We start from the raw sequence: 15,655 nt of genomic DNA on the forward strand, positions 1-15,655 counted from the left end.
GCCAAGGCTCTTTTAATTTGATTTTTTTACATTTTCTATGAAATCCGCAATATCTTCTACCACTCCATATAAATCCTTTTTAATTTCGTGTTCCCATATTCTTTTTACATTCCAACCGTTACTTATGTAATAATCATTTACCTCATTATCGCGTTGCTGGTTACGTAGAAGTTTCTTTTCCCAATATTCTTGATTGCTTTTAGGTTGATTGCTGTGTAAGGGGCAGACATGCCAAAAGCAAGAATCGATAAATATAGCTATTTTATACTTTTGTATAGAAATATCAGGTTTACCAACCAAGGTTTTTGAGTTTTTTCTAAATCTATATCCTCTTCTCCATAGTTCTTTTGATATTCGATTTTCAAGTTTTGATTGAGAGCGGATGGCTTTCATAGTTTTGCTTCTATTTTCTTTGGACATGTTATCAGGCATATTATTCTCCCTTCATAATCCTTTCTATATTTATACCCAACATAATAGAGTAAATAAGCTACAATAAGATTAGACAATAGTGTTTGAAAAGTAAATCTATTGTAAGTTAAAATATTTGAGAACATATGTTTTATTTTTGTGGAAAACCTCTTTTAAAATGAATGGAGTGTTATGTATGTGGGCTGATGATGCTTCAAAGATAGATATGTTGGCATATGAACCTTACGCAAATCTTATTAGTGAAATTGCAACAAGCGAACGAATGAATCCCCTGACAATTGGATTATTTGGCAATTGGGGAAGTGGAAAATCGACTTTGCTTCATCTGATTGAACAGAATACCATGAATCAAACTGAAAAAAGAATTGCAGTTGTTACAGTAAATGCTTGGATGTTTGAGGGGTATGATGATGCAAAGACAGCATTAATGGAGTCAATTCTGCAAAGTCTCCAAGAAAATCAAACATTTTTTAAGGAATCAACTGATAAGATTAAAAACTTAATTAAACGAGTTGATTGGATAAGGGTAGGTAGTACAGCCTTAAAAAAGGGCATTCCTTTATCTTTGAGTCTATTAGCAGGAAATCCTTTGCCAATGCTTCTCGGAGGTTTCAATCCTGAAAATTTTGATTCAGAAAAAGAGATTGGACAGCATTTGGACAAGGCATCTCAAATGAAAAAAGACTACATCAACGCCCCGCAACAAGAAAATATCATTGAAAATGTAAGAAAATTCAGAGAGGATTTCGTAAACATTATTCGTACATCTAAGATAGATAATTTAATCATAATGATAGATGACTTAGATAGATGTAATCCCGACAGAATAATCGAAACACTTGAAGCTATTAAGCTGTTTCTTGCTGTCGAAAAGACTACTTTTGTTATTGCTATGGATGAGAACATCATCACCTATTCAATCAAGAGAAAATATCCTCAATTGGATGATGTAGATATAGATGTATCGACTGATTACATTGAAAAAATAGTTCAGCTTCCTATCAGAATAGCTGAGTTAGCTGAGACTGATATAAAAAATTATATGCTTCTTTTGATAAGCGAAATGTACTTAAGTGAAGATGTATTAAACCAATTAATCAATAAGCTAAGGGATAAGGGTATTTTTGTTAAAGGGGAAATTATAAGCGGGAAAGAGATAGTAGAAATAATCAATGGTGTAACAAGTGCGAATGGAAACAAGTATAAACAGGGCTACAGCCAATCGGATTTTGAAGAACAAATTCAAATATTCAATAGTATTGGAAGTGTAATTGCGGCCACTCTTAAAGGGAATCCAAGACAAACCAAACGATTTTTAAATACATTCTATATGAGAAAACGTCTTGCTGAGATACAAAGAATAGAACTGAATTTATCAGTTTTAGCAAAGTTGATGGTTCTTGAATACACCGATAGGGATTTATTTAGAGAATTGTATCAGTGGCAGTTTGAAAATGATGGAATTCCAAAACCGTTATCAGATATTGAAAATCAGGTATTAAACGAAGGATTAAATGATGAGGAAAAGCCTAAAACAAGTCAAGAACAGAAAAATAGTGCTTGGTTTGGAGACAAAATAAAAAGATGGATTGGTGTTGAACCAACTAATTTATCTGAAGTTGATTTGTCGCAATATTTCTATTTAGCTCGTGATTCCGTTTCAGATAAAAAACTATTCTCTATAAACTTAAATCAGGAAGAAAGAAAAATAATAAATCAAATATGTAATCTAACCGTCTCTGAAATTATTAGAAAGAAAAAGATTGAAGAACTAAAAGTGATGGATGAGGTTACTCGAAACGAAATTATAAAAGGAATTATTAGTAAATATAATCAGGACAAGAATCATTTATGGGTGTTAATTGAACTCTATAAGATGTTCCAGCAATATCAGCCAAAAATACTTGAAGAGTTAAAAAAGTATAAGAGAGGCTCAATCACTCCAAATGAAATATTGTTATTTAAGCAAATGGATAAAGAAACATTCGATAAACTTAAAGATTATTATATTAACGAAAAAAACTCGTCTAAAAAGCTATGGGAGATAGGGTGATAAAGGAATGGGAACATCTAAAGGATATTTACCGCCAACAGGATATTTATGGCCAGAAGCTAAAAGAGATGTAACGGGTATGGTGAAAAATGGATTTACCCCATCTTCAATAGGTAAAGCAGTTTCAAGTTTTTCAAAGGCAATGGGTGATGGAGGAAAATCTTATTCAGGTTCAGTTGCTAAAATAGGAACAAAGGCAGTCAATTTTATTGAAGCTGTTAAGAGTTATGGATTTTTCGATGCTTTAGAGAAGGTTGGGCTATCGCATTTGCGAGGTCAATCTTCAGAAGGCCTTCGTTCAGGTCTCTTAGAATATTTTAATGATAGCGGAAGTGATTTTTACGGTAGCGTTGCTCAGCAAAGTATGAGTGAGCTTATGCGTGAACTATTAAAAAGTGCTGAAGATGAAGATGATTATAATAATATAATTGGTTCGATTAACACTGGTGAATTCATTAGGGAATTCATTGTAAAATTTATTCAAAACTGTTTCTTTGCTAATTTTGCGGAGAAAATACTTACAATGTTTGACAAATTGGATAAATATGATATTGCAGAAAAAAGTGTAAAGACGTATATTCGTACATCCTTAGAGTCTGAGTTTACAATAGTTGACATTCAAAAAGTTGACTGGAATGGACAGCAAGGCAATCAAATTATTGCAGAGAAATGTAACAAGGCATTTGAAATATTATCTGTTTGGAGTGAGACACTTGTTTAACATATGGATTAACAAGCAAGATGATGATTTAGCAAATAGCAGAAACCAAACTGAAAATCTTTTAGTGTTTAATCTTTTCGATAAGAACAACAAATCAAATGTTAAGACTGATGCAGAACAACTATGGAGAAGATTTGGATGTCAATCTCTATCGGACATTAGTGAGGACTTGTTGGTAATAGCCATAAGTGTTTTTTGTGCAGATAAAAGAATACCTCGAAAAAAATCAACTGATAATTGGACAAGACGTATTAGACTCCACTTGCCTGTTCTTGAAGTAGAAAAATGGACTGTAGTAAAAAATGAACTGGAAAAAACTCTTAGATTTTTAAGTGGCGATAACTGGACATTTGAATTCAGACAATCAACAAGCAAGTTTAGGTCTAATAAGAAAAATACAAAGTATAAACTTATCGACAAACAAAAATATGATTCAGTAAGTCTATTTTCTGGTGGTTTGGACTCATTCTGCGGAGCTTTAACCTTATCTGAAAAACAAAAAAACACATGTTTTGTGGGTTTCAGGGAATACAATCTTTTGACAAGCAGACAGCACGAACTTTTTAATGAGATTGATAAGGCATATCCTGCGATAAACAAAGAGCTAATTTTATTTAATGCGAATCCCTTAGCTCCGATTCAATGGAATGGAGAAAAGGGTAGATTGGGTGCTGAGAGTTCAAGTAGAAGCAGGTCATTTTTATTTTTAGCTGGAGCAGTTGCGATTGCATCGATAATAGGAGAAGGAACGCCCGTGTTTATTCCAGAGAACGGATTTATTGGCATTAATGTTCCTTTAACTGATAGCAGAAGTGGAAGTTGTAGTACGAGAACGACCCACCCTATCTTTTTGAAAACACTGAATCAAATCCTGCAATTGGTCGGGTTAAAACATACAATCAAGAATTTTTATTGGGATAAATCTAAAGGAGAAATTGTAGCAGAGCATACTGAGAAACTTGTTTTTCAAAATAATGCACATAGAACTCTTTCATGTTCCCACCCTTGTTTATCAAGATACGATAGAAAATACGATAAAAGTATTGAAATTCCTTGTAATTGTGGATATTGTTACCCTTGTCTTATTAGAAGAGCCTCATTCTTAGCAATCGGTAAGGATAACACTGTTTATAATTCGGTATATAAATTAAATAGTGAGTTTTTAACCCAATATAGCAAATTGCAAGGTAGGGCAAGTGATTTAAAGGCTGTGCTTTTTAGCTTAAGGAGATATTTCAAACATAAAGATGATAAGGAATACATTAGAACGCTTTTGGTTCGGCAAGGTCCATTATCTATGGATGAAATTACTTCCTACGAGCGGTTGTATCATAAATCTATGAATGAATTATTAGAAATGTTGAAGTTTGAAGATGCACAAAGTGGAGGCGGTTTAATAGAATATTTGGGGCTAAAGGATTTAATAGAAGATGCCCAGCTTAGTTGATTTTCATATTCATATAGATTATTACAAAAATTATAGAGAAATGTATGATTACTTTAATCATAACAAAACGTATGCTCTTTTTGTTACGAATTTACCTGAAATATTTGAGAAGTGTAAGAGGGAATTTCCTGATAATAAGTATGTGAAGATAGGTTTGGGTTACAACCCACAATTAGCAAAGACGCATCAATTCAACATGAGGCTGTTTGATAAATGGCTTCCTCATACTAAATATATTGGTGAGGTTGGTTTAGATTATTCTAAAGAATTTATAGCAACTAAAACAGAACAACAAAGAGCATTTCAATACATTTGTAAAAGAGCAGGAGAGACAAACAAGATAATGTCGATACATTCCAGAATGGCTGAGAAAGACACCTTAGAAATTTTAATAGATAATAGGGTTAAGTTTGCAGTATTTCACTGGTATTCTGGCAGTAAAAGCCTTTTAGAAGAAATCAATAGAAATGGGTATTACTTATCCGTAAACTATTCAATGCTTACCTCAATAAAGGGTCTAAACATCATAAAAGCTGTACCTTTGGATAAGTTGCTTATTGAAACTGATGCTCCTTTTGGAAAATCTGATATAAAAGGAAAATCATATAACTTACCTGTAATCTACGAGGAGTTTGAAGAAAAGCTCCAGATAAAAAACTTTAGCTCTATTGTATTAAGTAATTTAAAAAGACTGTTAATTGAGCAAAAACAGTATGGATTAAGAAATGATTTCAAATAAGGATATTTGAAAGTGGTGAACAGTAATGGATGATTCATTTAAGCATTTACGAAAATGGCAAAAGATGATGAATAAAATAAATAGGAATCAAGAAATGATAAATCGTATGACCAGAGCCAGTGAGTTAGCCAATAAAATGGCGAATAGTAGTGTTGTTGCAAGTTATATGGAACATGCGAGTGCGTTTGAAAAAGCAAATACAATGGCAAGTACACTAATGAATAGTGATGCATTTGCTATCTATAAGCAGTCTAATATCTTAGAATTGATGAACAGTGATGTGGTTGCTCATTTAATTAATAATCCTATGCACACAATGGCTAACATCCCACGTCATGACCTTTCTCAAATGGCAAGTGCTGTAGCAGGTATGAGCAACCAAGGTTTAGCTTTTTCAAATGCTTATCAATTTGCTCCCTTTTTAAATTATATATCTTCTGCAATCAATAGTTCTTTTGTGGACAATTTAAGTGAATATATTCAGGATACAGATGGTGATAACTTAGATGAAGTAGAGGAACTTCATGAGGAAGATGTTCAATTTGAAATAAAGCGGCCGTACTTTTTCGATATGGCCATTAAAATCAATATTATTGTTAATGCGACAAACGCTGAAGTTCAGGAAGGGAATTTAAACAAAGAAGAAGTAAGCACTTTGAAAAAGGTTTTAATCCCAATTCTGACTATTCTTGGCCAAATTTTCCTTGCTTGGTCTATGAGTGCTACGCCTATATATGAAACAAATATTTACAAGAGTATTGAGAGTATTATTCATTACATGGATACAATAGATATAGATTTCGATGAAGTTGAACAGCCTGATTTGGAAGCTCAATAATCAACAGTGATAAGACTGGGGCTTTAGTTGTCTATTTCAATTTTGAAACAGAGACGGATGAAGCCCTAAGCCTCACCTTGAATCAGTTTATACTCTTGAAATGGGGGAAGCATAATCACTCCACCTTTTTTTGTATTGCAATCAATAAAATCGACCATGACCTCTTTATCCCCCTCCGAATAAAAAACGTCTTCTTCAATTTCTACCACTTTAGTCACCTTATTCTTCCTTGCATGATAGGAAGCCATCATTTCCAATTCGATTATCATTCCTGCCTTCAAGTCCTTTGCTTTAACGAACATGAACAGTTCCTTTCCTCCCCCTAAACCTTTTACCGACTTCTTAACAATGCTTATTATACCAAGACCTACTTACCGATACTACGTTTTCAATGTTCGATACCGTCTGACTAAGAAGTGGGATAATTAAAAAGAGTTTAAAATGCAACTCCATTTGAGAAAAAGAGGGAAGAAAAGCAAGAATAAAAATTTTGGATTCTTTCTGTTTTGAAACTTCTCATTCCCTTGAGGCTGTAAGGTGAACCAGGCTTTGTAACTTTCGGAATACATAAACCTATATAGTCCTCAATAAAATCTAAAATTGATTTGAATATTGCAGGGAAAAGTTATTACGAAATGTCAAAAGACTCTTTTAAAAACCTCGACTATTTTAAAAAATCTAAAGTGTAATTGCAAAAAAATAACTTTTATCAACAGCCAAGCTGTAAAGGGAAAAATTAAATCTATCATTCTTATAAAACGAGGGATGAAAAAAGTCATACATCTTACAAAACGTCAAAAGCCTTTTGGGAATACAACATCTATTGAAGTTGTCGTCACTACAATGTAAAGGATAACTTTTACATTTGAATCGCCAGTATGCGATTAAATTAGTACAAATCTAAGTTCAATAAAACCAAGAACAGTTTAACGGATTATCTATCTATATGAAAAAACCAGTTGAAGCCGAAAATTGCTAAATACCAAAATTTCCAATTTGGAGATGGACATCTTTTAAAGAAGTAATGAGTAGTTGTTATTTGTAAAATATTAGGTAAGACGTTGTTCGACAGAAGTGCTATATTTTCAATTGACTTTCCGAATTATACTTTTTTCAACAAGTGACATTAGTCAACAAAGGAGGAAGTATAAATTGGAAAATGTAGTATCAACAAGCGTATTTTATGATTTAAAAAATCAAATATTCGATAGAAACAAATGGAATAGCAAAGTGTTTTCAGTTTATGGATACGAGGCTGGAGCTGGAAAGAGCAGGAGTGCACAGCAGTATTTAGCGGAAACAGAAGATAGAGCGTTATACGTGCAAAGATTTTCAAAGGATGGGGAACTGGATGCTACTGCAAAGCGGATTAATTCACTGGCTGGGAAAGAAATTGCGGTGGCATTTACAGGTGAAGATACGAAAAAGAAAAGGGCAAGAAAAAGAGCAATCGAGGCAAGGACTCTTTGTATTACCCATAAAATGTATTCTAATATCTGCAGAGGAGACCATCAGGATTTAATAGCGGATAGAAGGATTTTAGTAATAGACGAATACCCAGACTTGTTAGAACAGATTTCCGTAACAAACAAAGAGATAGGGCAGTTATGGACTGAAATATTCCAATATGGATTTACGGAAACAGATGACCTTGCAAGTCTTTTAAGGGATATGGCGAATAAATACTCGAATGATTCTGAGGTTCTGAAAAATAAGGAAATGGTATTCGTAAATTTCCAATCAGAAAAATATGACAAATACAAAGAGGTCATCGAGCAATTGCTAAAAAAGGTTGGGCAGACAAAGAGGAATGAGCAAAAGGAATTGTTGTTCAAGTTCCAACAGATTCTGAACAATGGTGCTTATTACTACGAAGGGGGATTTCACACTTTTGATTCTACACCTAAATTTGCAATGTTAGATTGCAATATCATATTGGATGCAAATTGGTTCGACTATAGATATTCTCTTTCGACCAAATTCAACGTTATTAAACAGCCTAAAATATTTGATTACTCACAAGCAGAATTTTACCATTACGATTTAAATACCAGTAAAAAGGCATTAAAAAACTATATAAATCTTACAGAAAAGGCATTAGAACGAATAGATTTGAAAGATAGTAGTGGTGTGCTGTTCGTTACGGAACTGGGGCAAAAGGAGCAAGTAGAGAAAGGGATTGAGACATATTTCAATGACACCTTGGAGGGAATGCAAGAAACATTAGGCATCCCAATAGTTACTGATTACTTTGGTAACTTAATTGGAAAAAATAATTACCGCAAGTTTAATACGGTCATCGTACAGAAAACCCCGAACTTTGACTATGGGACATATGCCCTCACTAACTTCTTTTACAAATGTCATGAAAACCTTCCAATTGCTACTATTTCCATTTTCCAAGATGAAGATATTGAAAAAGTTAGATTATCAACAATTGCTGGGGAGATATATCAGGCAATCAGACGAATTGCTCGTGATAATCTAATAAATGCCAAGATTCATGTATTTAATAGCAATCAAGATGTGATAAATACGGTTCTGGAGCAGATGCCAGGTATTCAATATCATAAATGCAAAATCGAAGTGAGTAAGGTAGGGAAAGAGGCGGGAGCAAAAGAGCAAGGAAAAGAGAAGAAGCCAAGGCTGACTGATAAAAGAGTTGAAGAGGTTAAATCCATCCTTACAAATCTTAAAGAATCAGGGAGAGCTGAGATTACAAAGAAAGAGATTCGTAATCAAATTGGAATAAAGAGTAGTGGGAATTTCACAAAGTTATTGGATGATTTACTTCCATTTCTACAAGTCAATCAAATTACCAGTAAAGGCCAAAAGTTCATTTTTAAATCATAGGGTTAGAGGGCGTCTTTATGGACACCCTTTTCTGATAAATCGGTAATAGTTGTATTGCGTGTTCATTCGGTTCAAGAGTCAGAAGAAAGTGTCATCGGTATCAAGTGACTATAGTCGTCTTTGTCTGCAAAAGTAAAGTAAACCTTTATTACTAAACCACTGGATGATTTAAAATGAAAACCGACTTTTACATAAGCCAAATGGATAAAGAAAAACAACATCTAAACGTAAGGTCAACAGTGCTATTATCCATTTGCTTTGTATTATATAGCTCCTTTGTAAAAACATATAGCACTGGTATTACACAAATATTCATTGAATGTTTTGTTTATAGTTAATTGTTTAGGGGGTGTTTCAATTGCACTATGGCGATTCGATAGATGGTTTTGGTTCTTTTGGTAACAAAAGAGCCTTTTTCAATGTCTCTTGACTCTTTTGTAGATGCAGTTGTCAAGGTATTTGTTAATCTTCAGTGGTATTTACAATATACCATAGCTTTACGGATATCTGCTTTAGGTGCTACTGGCACATTGAATTATATCTGTTGAACCTCATAGTTCCAAATCATAGTGATGTTTTGATGTATCAGTGTTTTGTTATATGTGAACTTTTGCCTTAAGGTGCTTGATTATTGCATTAGATGGTTTTGCCAAATCCCTTTTTCAATAGATATGGACTTTTTTAAATCATAGAAAAGCGAAGGCTTTATGTAAAAGTTTCCTGTTATTTAAAGACCTTAGATTTTTCGGAAAAGCAGAATTTTATTTGTGCTATTGGCACATTAAAAGTAGTTCTGTATGATGCTGGTTGATTCATTTATGAGAAAGTCCCCAAAAAGTTGTATAAAAATAAATATCCCCATTATACAAGAAAAGGACTAATACAACTTTTCTGAAAGTATTTCGACATAATTCAACTCAAGGTTTTCATCAAGCGAACGTGCAAAACAATATTTTAGTGATTTAGTCTAATAAAGTATCTATATGTAAATTTTTAACAAATGAATAGTGTTTGAAACATATTTTATAAAGTTGTTGCAGTGGATAGAAGGGAAAGAAAAGTAGCTCACAGGGTTGAAGGTGCTCGAACATCATCCGACCACTTTTACCCCAAAAAATCCTTGTCAGTTGCTACAATTGAATTATAAGGAAACAAGCAATGAAAGGAGCTAATTGAATGTCCATAGACCAAATTAAATGGAGCTTGAATCAGGTTGAAAATTTCATGTTTTTTGATTCATTATACGGACTCGATGTAGAAGAATTAAAGATACAAAAGGTGAACGTTGAAAAATTGATAGAATCCTTTTTATGGCTATCGTATAAGGATTTGGATATAGAGGAACTGGAGCATATTCGATTTCGGTTATTGGAAACATCCGCAAATATTGAAATTAGGTTAAAAGAGGAGTTAAAAGAAGACGCAACAGCGGATGTTAGAAAACTTGAAAGTCTATACAGAACTGCTTAATAGAAAAGAAGGGAGAGAGAAAAAGTGAAAAAGGATATGAACGAACAGGACCTTTTCGCAAGAGACTTTAAACAATTAGGGGTTTGGAAAAAAGCAGTGTCATTAACAGAAAAAATCTACTTGCTGACAAAGAGTTTTCCGCAACACGAACAATATGGTCTAAGGTCTCAAATCGAGAGAGCATCGGTGTCTATTTCAAGCAATCTCGCTGAGGGACAAGGTTATGCAGGTCTCTTTCCTAATCAGATGTTGCATTTCTACGCAATTGCGAACGGTTCTGCATACGAGGTAAGAGCACAAATTGAGCTAATTTATCGGGTTGGCTACGTAAATTTAGAAACCTACCAGCAGTTAGAAAAGGAAATTTGCGAAATAATAAAGATGCTTATTGCTTTAATTAAAAAGGTAAAGAGAGAGATTGCTTAATATAAAGAAGCCATTTTCCCCAAAAAATATCCACCATGATATATTTAGTAAGACAATAGTCGATAAAAAAGTTATTGACATATAATAAATAGGGGTGTAAATTATGAATACAGGCAATGCAAATTAATTTGTTGCCTAAAGAAGATTTTTTGAGACTAATTAATACATTTATTCTATAAATGTATTATCATCTGATGTTAGTAAGAGGCTAACGTATTTAGTTTAATACAGCTATATAGTTTGACTTAATTTGCGAGGGTTTACTCTACGCTAAATTCTGTCAGTCTATGTGGGTGTGTAGGCTAAATAGGTTAGCCTTTTTTGCGTTTTCAAAAACATAAAAAATGAAAGGATGGGAATTAAAGTGAAAAGAACTCAAAGAATTTTAGAAATTGTAGAAAGATATTTTGAACGGGACTCCAATTATATTGGAGCACAAATTGAAGGAATTGTAGACGAACAAGAACCGAGCGGTTTTAGAGAAATTGTCATGCTGTATGTAGAAGATATTAATAATGAAGAGTACCATCAAACGTTAATACCATTTCTGCGTAAAGCAACAAACGATGATACGGTCGGATTCTTTTATGGGTTTGGACATACGTTGTGGATTCTTTAAATTTAAGTCTTACAGATTTTGATTATTATATTGAGAAAACAAATGTTAAGGAGGAAGTAAAAAATGCAAGATGTAGTAATTGAACATGAATTTAAAATGGATTTTCTTGATTTTGAACCTGAGTGGTGGGGATTTAATCAATTCCCTATGGAAACAGAGCTTGACGATTATTCCTTCAAAGCTAAACAGATGGTGTATATGCTGAATGAAGTTTATCAAGGTACAAAAAGAGAACTAAAAGGATTTTTTGATTTAAATGAAGCGAGGCTTATAGTCAATGCGTTTAATGGACACTTATATTCCCCTGAATTGCCCAATAAAATAGTGTTAGTTGCTAATGTAGAAGACGATATTCAAATTAACGTAGCTGATGAAATATTTGGTGTTGATGTCGATAAGCTATTGAAGAAATTAAATCAACTATCAGAGTTCCAGGCCTTTACTGTAATAAGAATGGCTTATGAATTTTTGTATTCACGATACAGAGAAGCGATTGATACGGACAATCAAAATGGAAAATTACTAAGTGCGATTTTTAATGTGAAAGATGAAGAGAGATAATTCCACTCTCCTGTAGTGATTTACAAATAGTATGGAGCTTAAATGTTGTCAATGAGTCAGCAATGGCAGTTGCATTTCCTTAAATGTAGAGATATTCTTAATACAAGAGTTGTTAATTTTTTAGAAAATTAATAGAGTTAAATAAATTTGTAGTGAAATACGAATAAAAATATAGCTTATAAGATAAGTTTGTAAAATATCAATCATGCTATGATATATAGGAGGATGGAAAATGAGTAGAAATGTTCATTGTTCAGTTTGTGATTATGAATATACACACATTCTTGGAACAATTCAAGTAAAAGATAATGATGACTACCAAACAACAGAGCTTATTATCAATCAAGTACACTCTATTCCAGCAAAGGTAAAATATAAATTTCGCTCACAAGGAAACTTTCATATGCTATTCAGATGTGAAGACGGACATTTCTTTATCAAGAGCTTTGACGGTCATAAAGGCATAGTAGTTGTTGATGATAATCCATTGATGGAAGAATTAGCAGAATATCTAAATAAGGTATATGAAAACCAAAAAAAATTGACTCTTTCTATTGATTATGAGTTATTAGGTAATATTGATAAGTTTTTAAAATTAAAACAGATTGATTAGTTCATAATTTGTTGTAATGTATAGCAAAGTTATATCGACTAATTGCTTTTAAGAGTAATTCTGCGGTGTAATCTGCATTTGCATTTTCGTAATTTATAGAGGCATCTTGCAATAGAGGTTTTTCTTTTAAAAAAAGGAAAAATTTTGTCTATTGTCAAGATGCCTTTATTTTTTTCCTATAAGCAATAACAAGAGGAGGATTAAAGATGCCTGAAAAATTTGAAACTATAAAACATGCGGAGAAGCCAGAATGGTGGAAATGGGAAGGAACATGGGTATCAAAATTTGGATGCCATCCTGATATAGTTGATGCCCAGATTGAATCTAATAGGAAATTGTATGCCGAACAGGGATATGAAATCCTGGACAGCAATATTGAAAAAGGCAGTATGTTTGCAAGAGTAAAGCTATTGCTAAGACCGAAAAGAGTGGAGATAGAGAAAGGAGAGCCAAAGTTAAGAGAAGGAACAGATTTAGAGTGTATTTACCAAAATAATTTGGAAATTACTTCTGTTCTTGCAACCGTCAATTTTAAATTGATACTTGAATTTGATAATCGGGAATATCGGCTCTTGGATATGAAAAGATTTTTGAAAAGGGATAGGGGTGTGTTAAAGGAAATTTTAGATATTGATTTGTTCCGAACTGCAAGGGTAGATGGAATAGCACGAACGGTAGTGTTCGAGAATGGGGTGGATTTTGACCATGATGTTTTATTTGCAGAAAGTGTAAATATTGACCATGTTTTAGGGAATGAAGGTGAAGTAAAGCATGAGAAATTCTGAACCATACAATATTGGATATAATGAAGGTTTTGAAGCTGGATTTGTTGAGGCTTTAAAAATTATTTCAGCAAAAGTATCTGATGAAAGCAGGATGCAATTAGCAGTAAATTGTTTGGATTATTTGCCACTGCCAAAAATTATAGAGCACTGTCGAATTTGTTATCATCGAGCTGTGGAGGTAGTGGAACAGTCGGAATTCGTAGAATATGTGAAAGATAAATTTGATAGTTATGTAGAAAATGACGGATTTTTTGACCAAGAATCAATGGGAAGGATTTATCAATGTCGTGTGGAATCTGCAAAGAGAGATATCGAAGACACACCTCCCCAAGAAATAATAAGCAGTTCTAAGATTTTATCGAAGGACTTGAAAAAGATGCTGATTGAATATATAGAGGAGAAAGAAAAGGCAAGTAGTAAGGCTGAAGGAAAAGGGGAGATAATAATGGGACAATATCTTCAAATGGGAATTTGTTATAGATTGGAAGTTGATAAAAAAAGATTGGACAAGTTAGAGGGTACATTAGAGGGAATGATAAATGAGTTAAATAAACACTTGGATATTACCTTGTACGAAATAAATGAAACTCATGAAGAAGTGATTATCGAGATTAAAGAAACGGTAGCATTAGAGCAATTGCTGGAATTTACGCAGTTTCTGTATTCGCTGTATCCTCAAGAGCAAAGGGACACAGATTGTTTTGTATCGGCTTCGGAAATGATTGGTGAATTATCATCATTAAAAGAGTTAGTTGAACTGGCAGAAGAGGGGAGATTTCCTTGTTTTCAATCTAATAAGATAGTTGATGAAATAAAGGTATCAGCTTGGAGGTCATTGGAAATTAAAAATTTTTTGTTGGTGTTCTTTGTTGAAGGCAAGATATTTATGGAAGGATATGATTCCTTCTTAAGATTTATTGAAAATAATGTAAGGGAATCGAGTAAGAGATGGTCAATTGCTGGAGCATTTAAATGTTATATTGATTGAGATATTGAGAATATATCTGGGTAAATGGAGGTGTTAATATGTTTGATGATGATTTGGATATTGATGATGGTGTCTATGCTGTTCCATCACATTACAAAGTCAAAGTTCGGGCATTGCAGGAGTATTGTAAATCGAAAAATGTCGATGTAGAAGACTTAACGGAAGAGGAGATAAAGCAATTTGTAGTTTATAAGAAAAATCCCCTATTAGAAGATGATTAATCAGGGCTTAGTAATTCTCCTTCAATTTCCATTATTTTAGATTATAGATATCTTCGCTAAATCTATAATAAAATACAACGACAAAAAAGGAGGCAGAGAAAGTGCTAAATATGTTAGGGTCAGTCCATCGAATAAATAGTAATCTTGAAGATGATAAAAAGAGCATGAGAATATTGAAAAGCCATCGGAGAACAATATTTGCCCTTATCATTCTTATTATGGTAATAAATATTAGCGACTATATTACAAAAGAAATGACATTTTTGATGGGTTTGTTTACTGGTTTGATTGGTGTGATGTGTATAGGAGGTCTGATTATCAATATAAAACTAAGTAAAAGGATTGGAATAAGAATAAAGAAGAACTTGGGTTAGGACAGTCTTAGAAGAACTGCGAGTTAATTATTGCAGTTTTTTCTTTTTGCCTGTTATTTGAATAGATTTTCTTTCATATTTATTGAGGTATGATGACTTCGGAATGTGAGGGTCGGTTTAAAGAACAAGGCTCTTGTATAAATGAATCCAGATTTATAAAATATAACATATATAATAGAAGAAACTCGGAATAAAGGGATGAAATTAAAATGGAAAAGAATTGGGCTGTCGAGTGTTGGGGGAATATGGGGAACACAGAAATATTCTACACAAGGAGAGAGGCAGAAACCTATTTCAAAAGCATTGGGAAAACACTGGATAGTAGCAAATACATTTTTACCAAGGACTCTATTGTAGACAAGAACGATAGCAGTAATGCTGTTTATCTTACTAACCTGAGTGAACTTTGAACGTGAACACAATAACCGCCTATATCCTCTTATGAATTTGTTAAAGTGAAGATTTCAGTTAATTTCTGCTTGAGTTTTGTTACTTCTTGAGATAAGATGATGACA

Annotated in this window: 18 protein-coding genes; 16 read left to right on the plus strand and 2 right to left on the minus strand. The window is 33.1% G+C overall.

The genetic code is table 11. The features are described from left to right. Window positions 1-12 precede the first annotated feature (12 nt). Window positions 13-432 (minus strand): very short patch repair endonuclease, encoded by a 420-nt coding sequence (locus tag D0S48_RS13595; protein ID WP_151112112.1) that lies wholly within the window; start codon window positions 430-432, stop codon window positions 13-15. A 175-nt stretch (window positions 433-607) separates the two neighbouring features. On the opposite strand from D0S48_RS13595, the gene D0S48_RS13600 reads away from it, so the two are divergent. The 5 genes from D0S48_RS13600 to D0S48_RS13620 are packed head-to-tail and all read left to right on the plus strand — an operon-like array spanning window position 608 to window position 6,230. Continuing rightward, a complete protein-coding gene (locus D0S48_RS13600; RefSeq protein ID WP_151112114.1) occupies window positions 608-2,485 on the plus strand; it encodes a KAP family P-loop NTPase fold protein in 1,878 nt (625 codons plus the stop codon). Window positions 2,486-2,492: 7 nt separating this feature from the next. Further along, window positions 2,493-3,206 (plus strand): hypothetical protein, encoded by a 714-nt coding sequence (locus D0S48_RS13605; RefSeq protein ID WP_151112116.1) that lies wholly within the window; start codon window positions 2,493-2,495, stop codon window positions 3,204-3,206. Beyond that, the gene (gene qatC / locus D0S48_RS13610; RefSeq protein WP_151112118.1) at window positions 3,199-4,653 is read left to right on the plus strand and encodes a Qat anti-phage system QueC-like protein QatC; all 1,455 of its coding nucleotides are present in this window, start codon (window positions 3,199-3,201) and stop codon (window positions 4,651-4,653) included. Before D0S48_RS13605 ends, qatC begins: the two co-directional genes overlap by 8 nt. After that, complete coding sequence (locus tag D0S48_RS13615) at window positions 4,637-5,392, plus strand: TatD family hydrolase (RefSeq protein WP_151112120.1); 756 nt, start codon at window positions 4,637-4,639, stop codon at window positions 5,390-5,392. The genes qatC and D0S48_RS13615 overlap by 17 nt, the downstream gene beginning before the upstream one ends. 25 nt (window positions 5,393-5,417) lie before the next feature. After that, window positions 5,418-6,230 (plus strand): hypothetical protein, encoded by an 813-nt coding sequence (locus D0S48_RS13620; protein ID WP_151112122.1) that lies wholly within the window; start codon window positions 5,418-5,420, stop codon window positions 6,228-6,230. Between the two features lie 65 nt (window positions 6,231-6,295). On the opposite strand, the gene D0S48_RS13625 is transcribed toward D0S48_RS13620, so the two are convergent. Then, the gene (locus tag D0S48_RS13625) at window positions 6,296-6,532 is read right to left on the minus strand and encodes a hypothetical protein (RefSeq protein ID WP_151112124.1); all 237 of its coding nucleotides are present in this window, start codon (window positions 6,530-6,532) and stop codon (window positions 6,296-6,298) included. Between the two features lie 850 nt (window positions 6,533-7,382). Between D0S48_RS13625 and D0S48_RS13630 the strand changes: the two genes are divergently transcribed. The 11 genes from D0S48_RS13630 to D0S48_RS13680 all read left to right on the plus strand — a co-directional run bounded on the left by D0S48_RS13630 (window position 7,383) and on the right by D0S48_RS13680 (window position 15,550). Then, window positions 7,383-9,083 (plus strand): hypothetical protein, encoded by a 1,701-nt coding sequence (locus D0S48_RS13630; RefSeq protein ID WP_151112126.1) that lies wholly within the window; start codon window positions 7,383-7,385, stop codon window positions 9,081-9,083. A 1,176-nt stretch (window positions 9,084-10,259) separates the two neighbouring features. Beyond that, window positions 10,260-10,553, plus strand: a complete 294-nt coding sequence (locus D0S48_RS13635) for a hypothetical protein (RefSeq protein ID WP_151112128.1) — start codon at window positions 10,260-10,262, stop codon at window positions 10,551-10,553. 24 nt (window positions 10,554-10,577) lie between these two features. Beyond that, the gene (locus D0S48_RS13640; protein WP_151112130.1) at window positions 10,578-10,979 is read left to right on the plus strand and encodes a four helix bundle protein; all 402 of its coding nucleotides are present in this window, start codon (window positions 10,578-10,580) and stop codon (window positions 10,977-10,979) included. A gap of 364 nt (window positions 10,980-11,343) precedes the next feature. Continuing rightward, the gene (locus D0S48_RS13645; RefSeq protein ID WP_151112132.1) at window positions 11,344-11,598 is read left to right on the plus strand and encodes a hypothetical protein; all 255 of its coding nucleotides are present in this window, start codon (window positions 11,344-11,346) and stop codon (window positions 11,596-11,598) included. Window positions 11,599-11,661: 63 nt separating this feature from the next. Next, window positions 11,662-12,159 (plus strand): hypothetical protein, encoded by a 498-nt coding sequence (locus D0S48_RS13650; RefSeq protein WP_151112134.1) that lies wholly within the window; start codon window positions 11,662-11,664, stop codon window positions 12,157-12,159. Between the two features lie 232 nt (window positions 12,160-12,391). Beyond that, window positions 12,392-12,772, plus strand: coding sequence for a hypothetical protein (locus D0S48_RS13655; protein ID WP_151112136.1), 381 nt, complete (start codon window positions 12,392-12,394; stop codon window positions 12,770-12,772). 206 nt (window positions 12,773-12,978) lie between these two features. After that, window positions 12,979-13,557: a DUF2442 domain-containing protein gene (locus D0S48_RS13660; protein WP_151112138.1), complete on the plus strand. Its 579-nt coding sequence runs from the start codon at window positions 12,979-12,981 to the stop codon at window positions 13,555-13,557. Further along, window positions 13,544-14,545 (plus strand): hypothetical protein, encoded by a 1,002-nt coding sequence (locus D0S48_RS13665; protein WP_151112140.1) that lies wholly within the window; start codon window positions 13,544-13,546, stop codon window positions 14,543-14,545. Before D0S48_RS13660 ends, D0S48_RS13665 begins: the two co-directional genes overlap by 14 nt. A gap of 38 nt (window positions 14,546-14,583) precedes the next feature. Then, window positions 14,584-14,766: a hypothetical protein gene (locus D0S48_RS13670; protein ID WP_151112142.1), complete on the plus strand. Its 183-nt coding sequence runs from the start codon at window positions 14,584-14,586 to the stop codon at window positions 14,764-14,766. A 101-nt stretch (window positions 14,767-14,867) separates the two neighbouring features. Further along, entirely contained in the window at window positions 14,868-15,140 is a 273-nt protein-coding gene (locus tag D0S48_RS13675) for a hypothetical protein (protein ID WP_151112144.1), read from the plus strand. Between the two features lie 209 nt (window positions 15,141-15,349). Further along, window positions 15,350-15,550, plus strand: a complete 201-nt coding sequence (locus D0S48_RS13680; protein ID WP_151112145.1) for a hypothetical protein — start codon at window positions 15,350-15,352, stop codon at window positions 15,548-15,550. Window positions 15,551-15,655 lie beyond the last annotated feature (105 nt).

The organism is Psychrobacillus sp. AK 1817 (assembly GCF_008807035.1).
Classification (GTDB): domain Bacteria; phylum Bacillota; class Bacilli; order Bacillales_A; family Planococcaceae; genus Psychrobacillus; species Psychrobacillus faecigallinarum.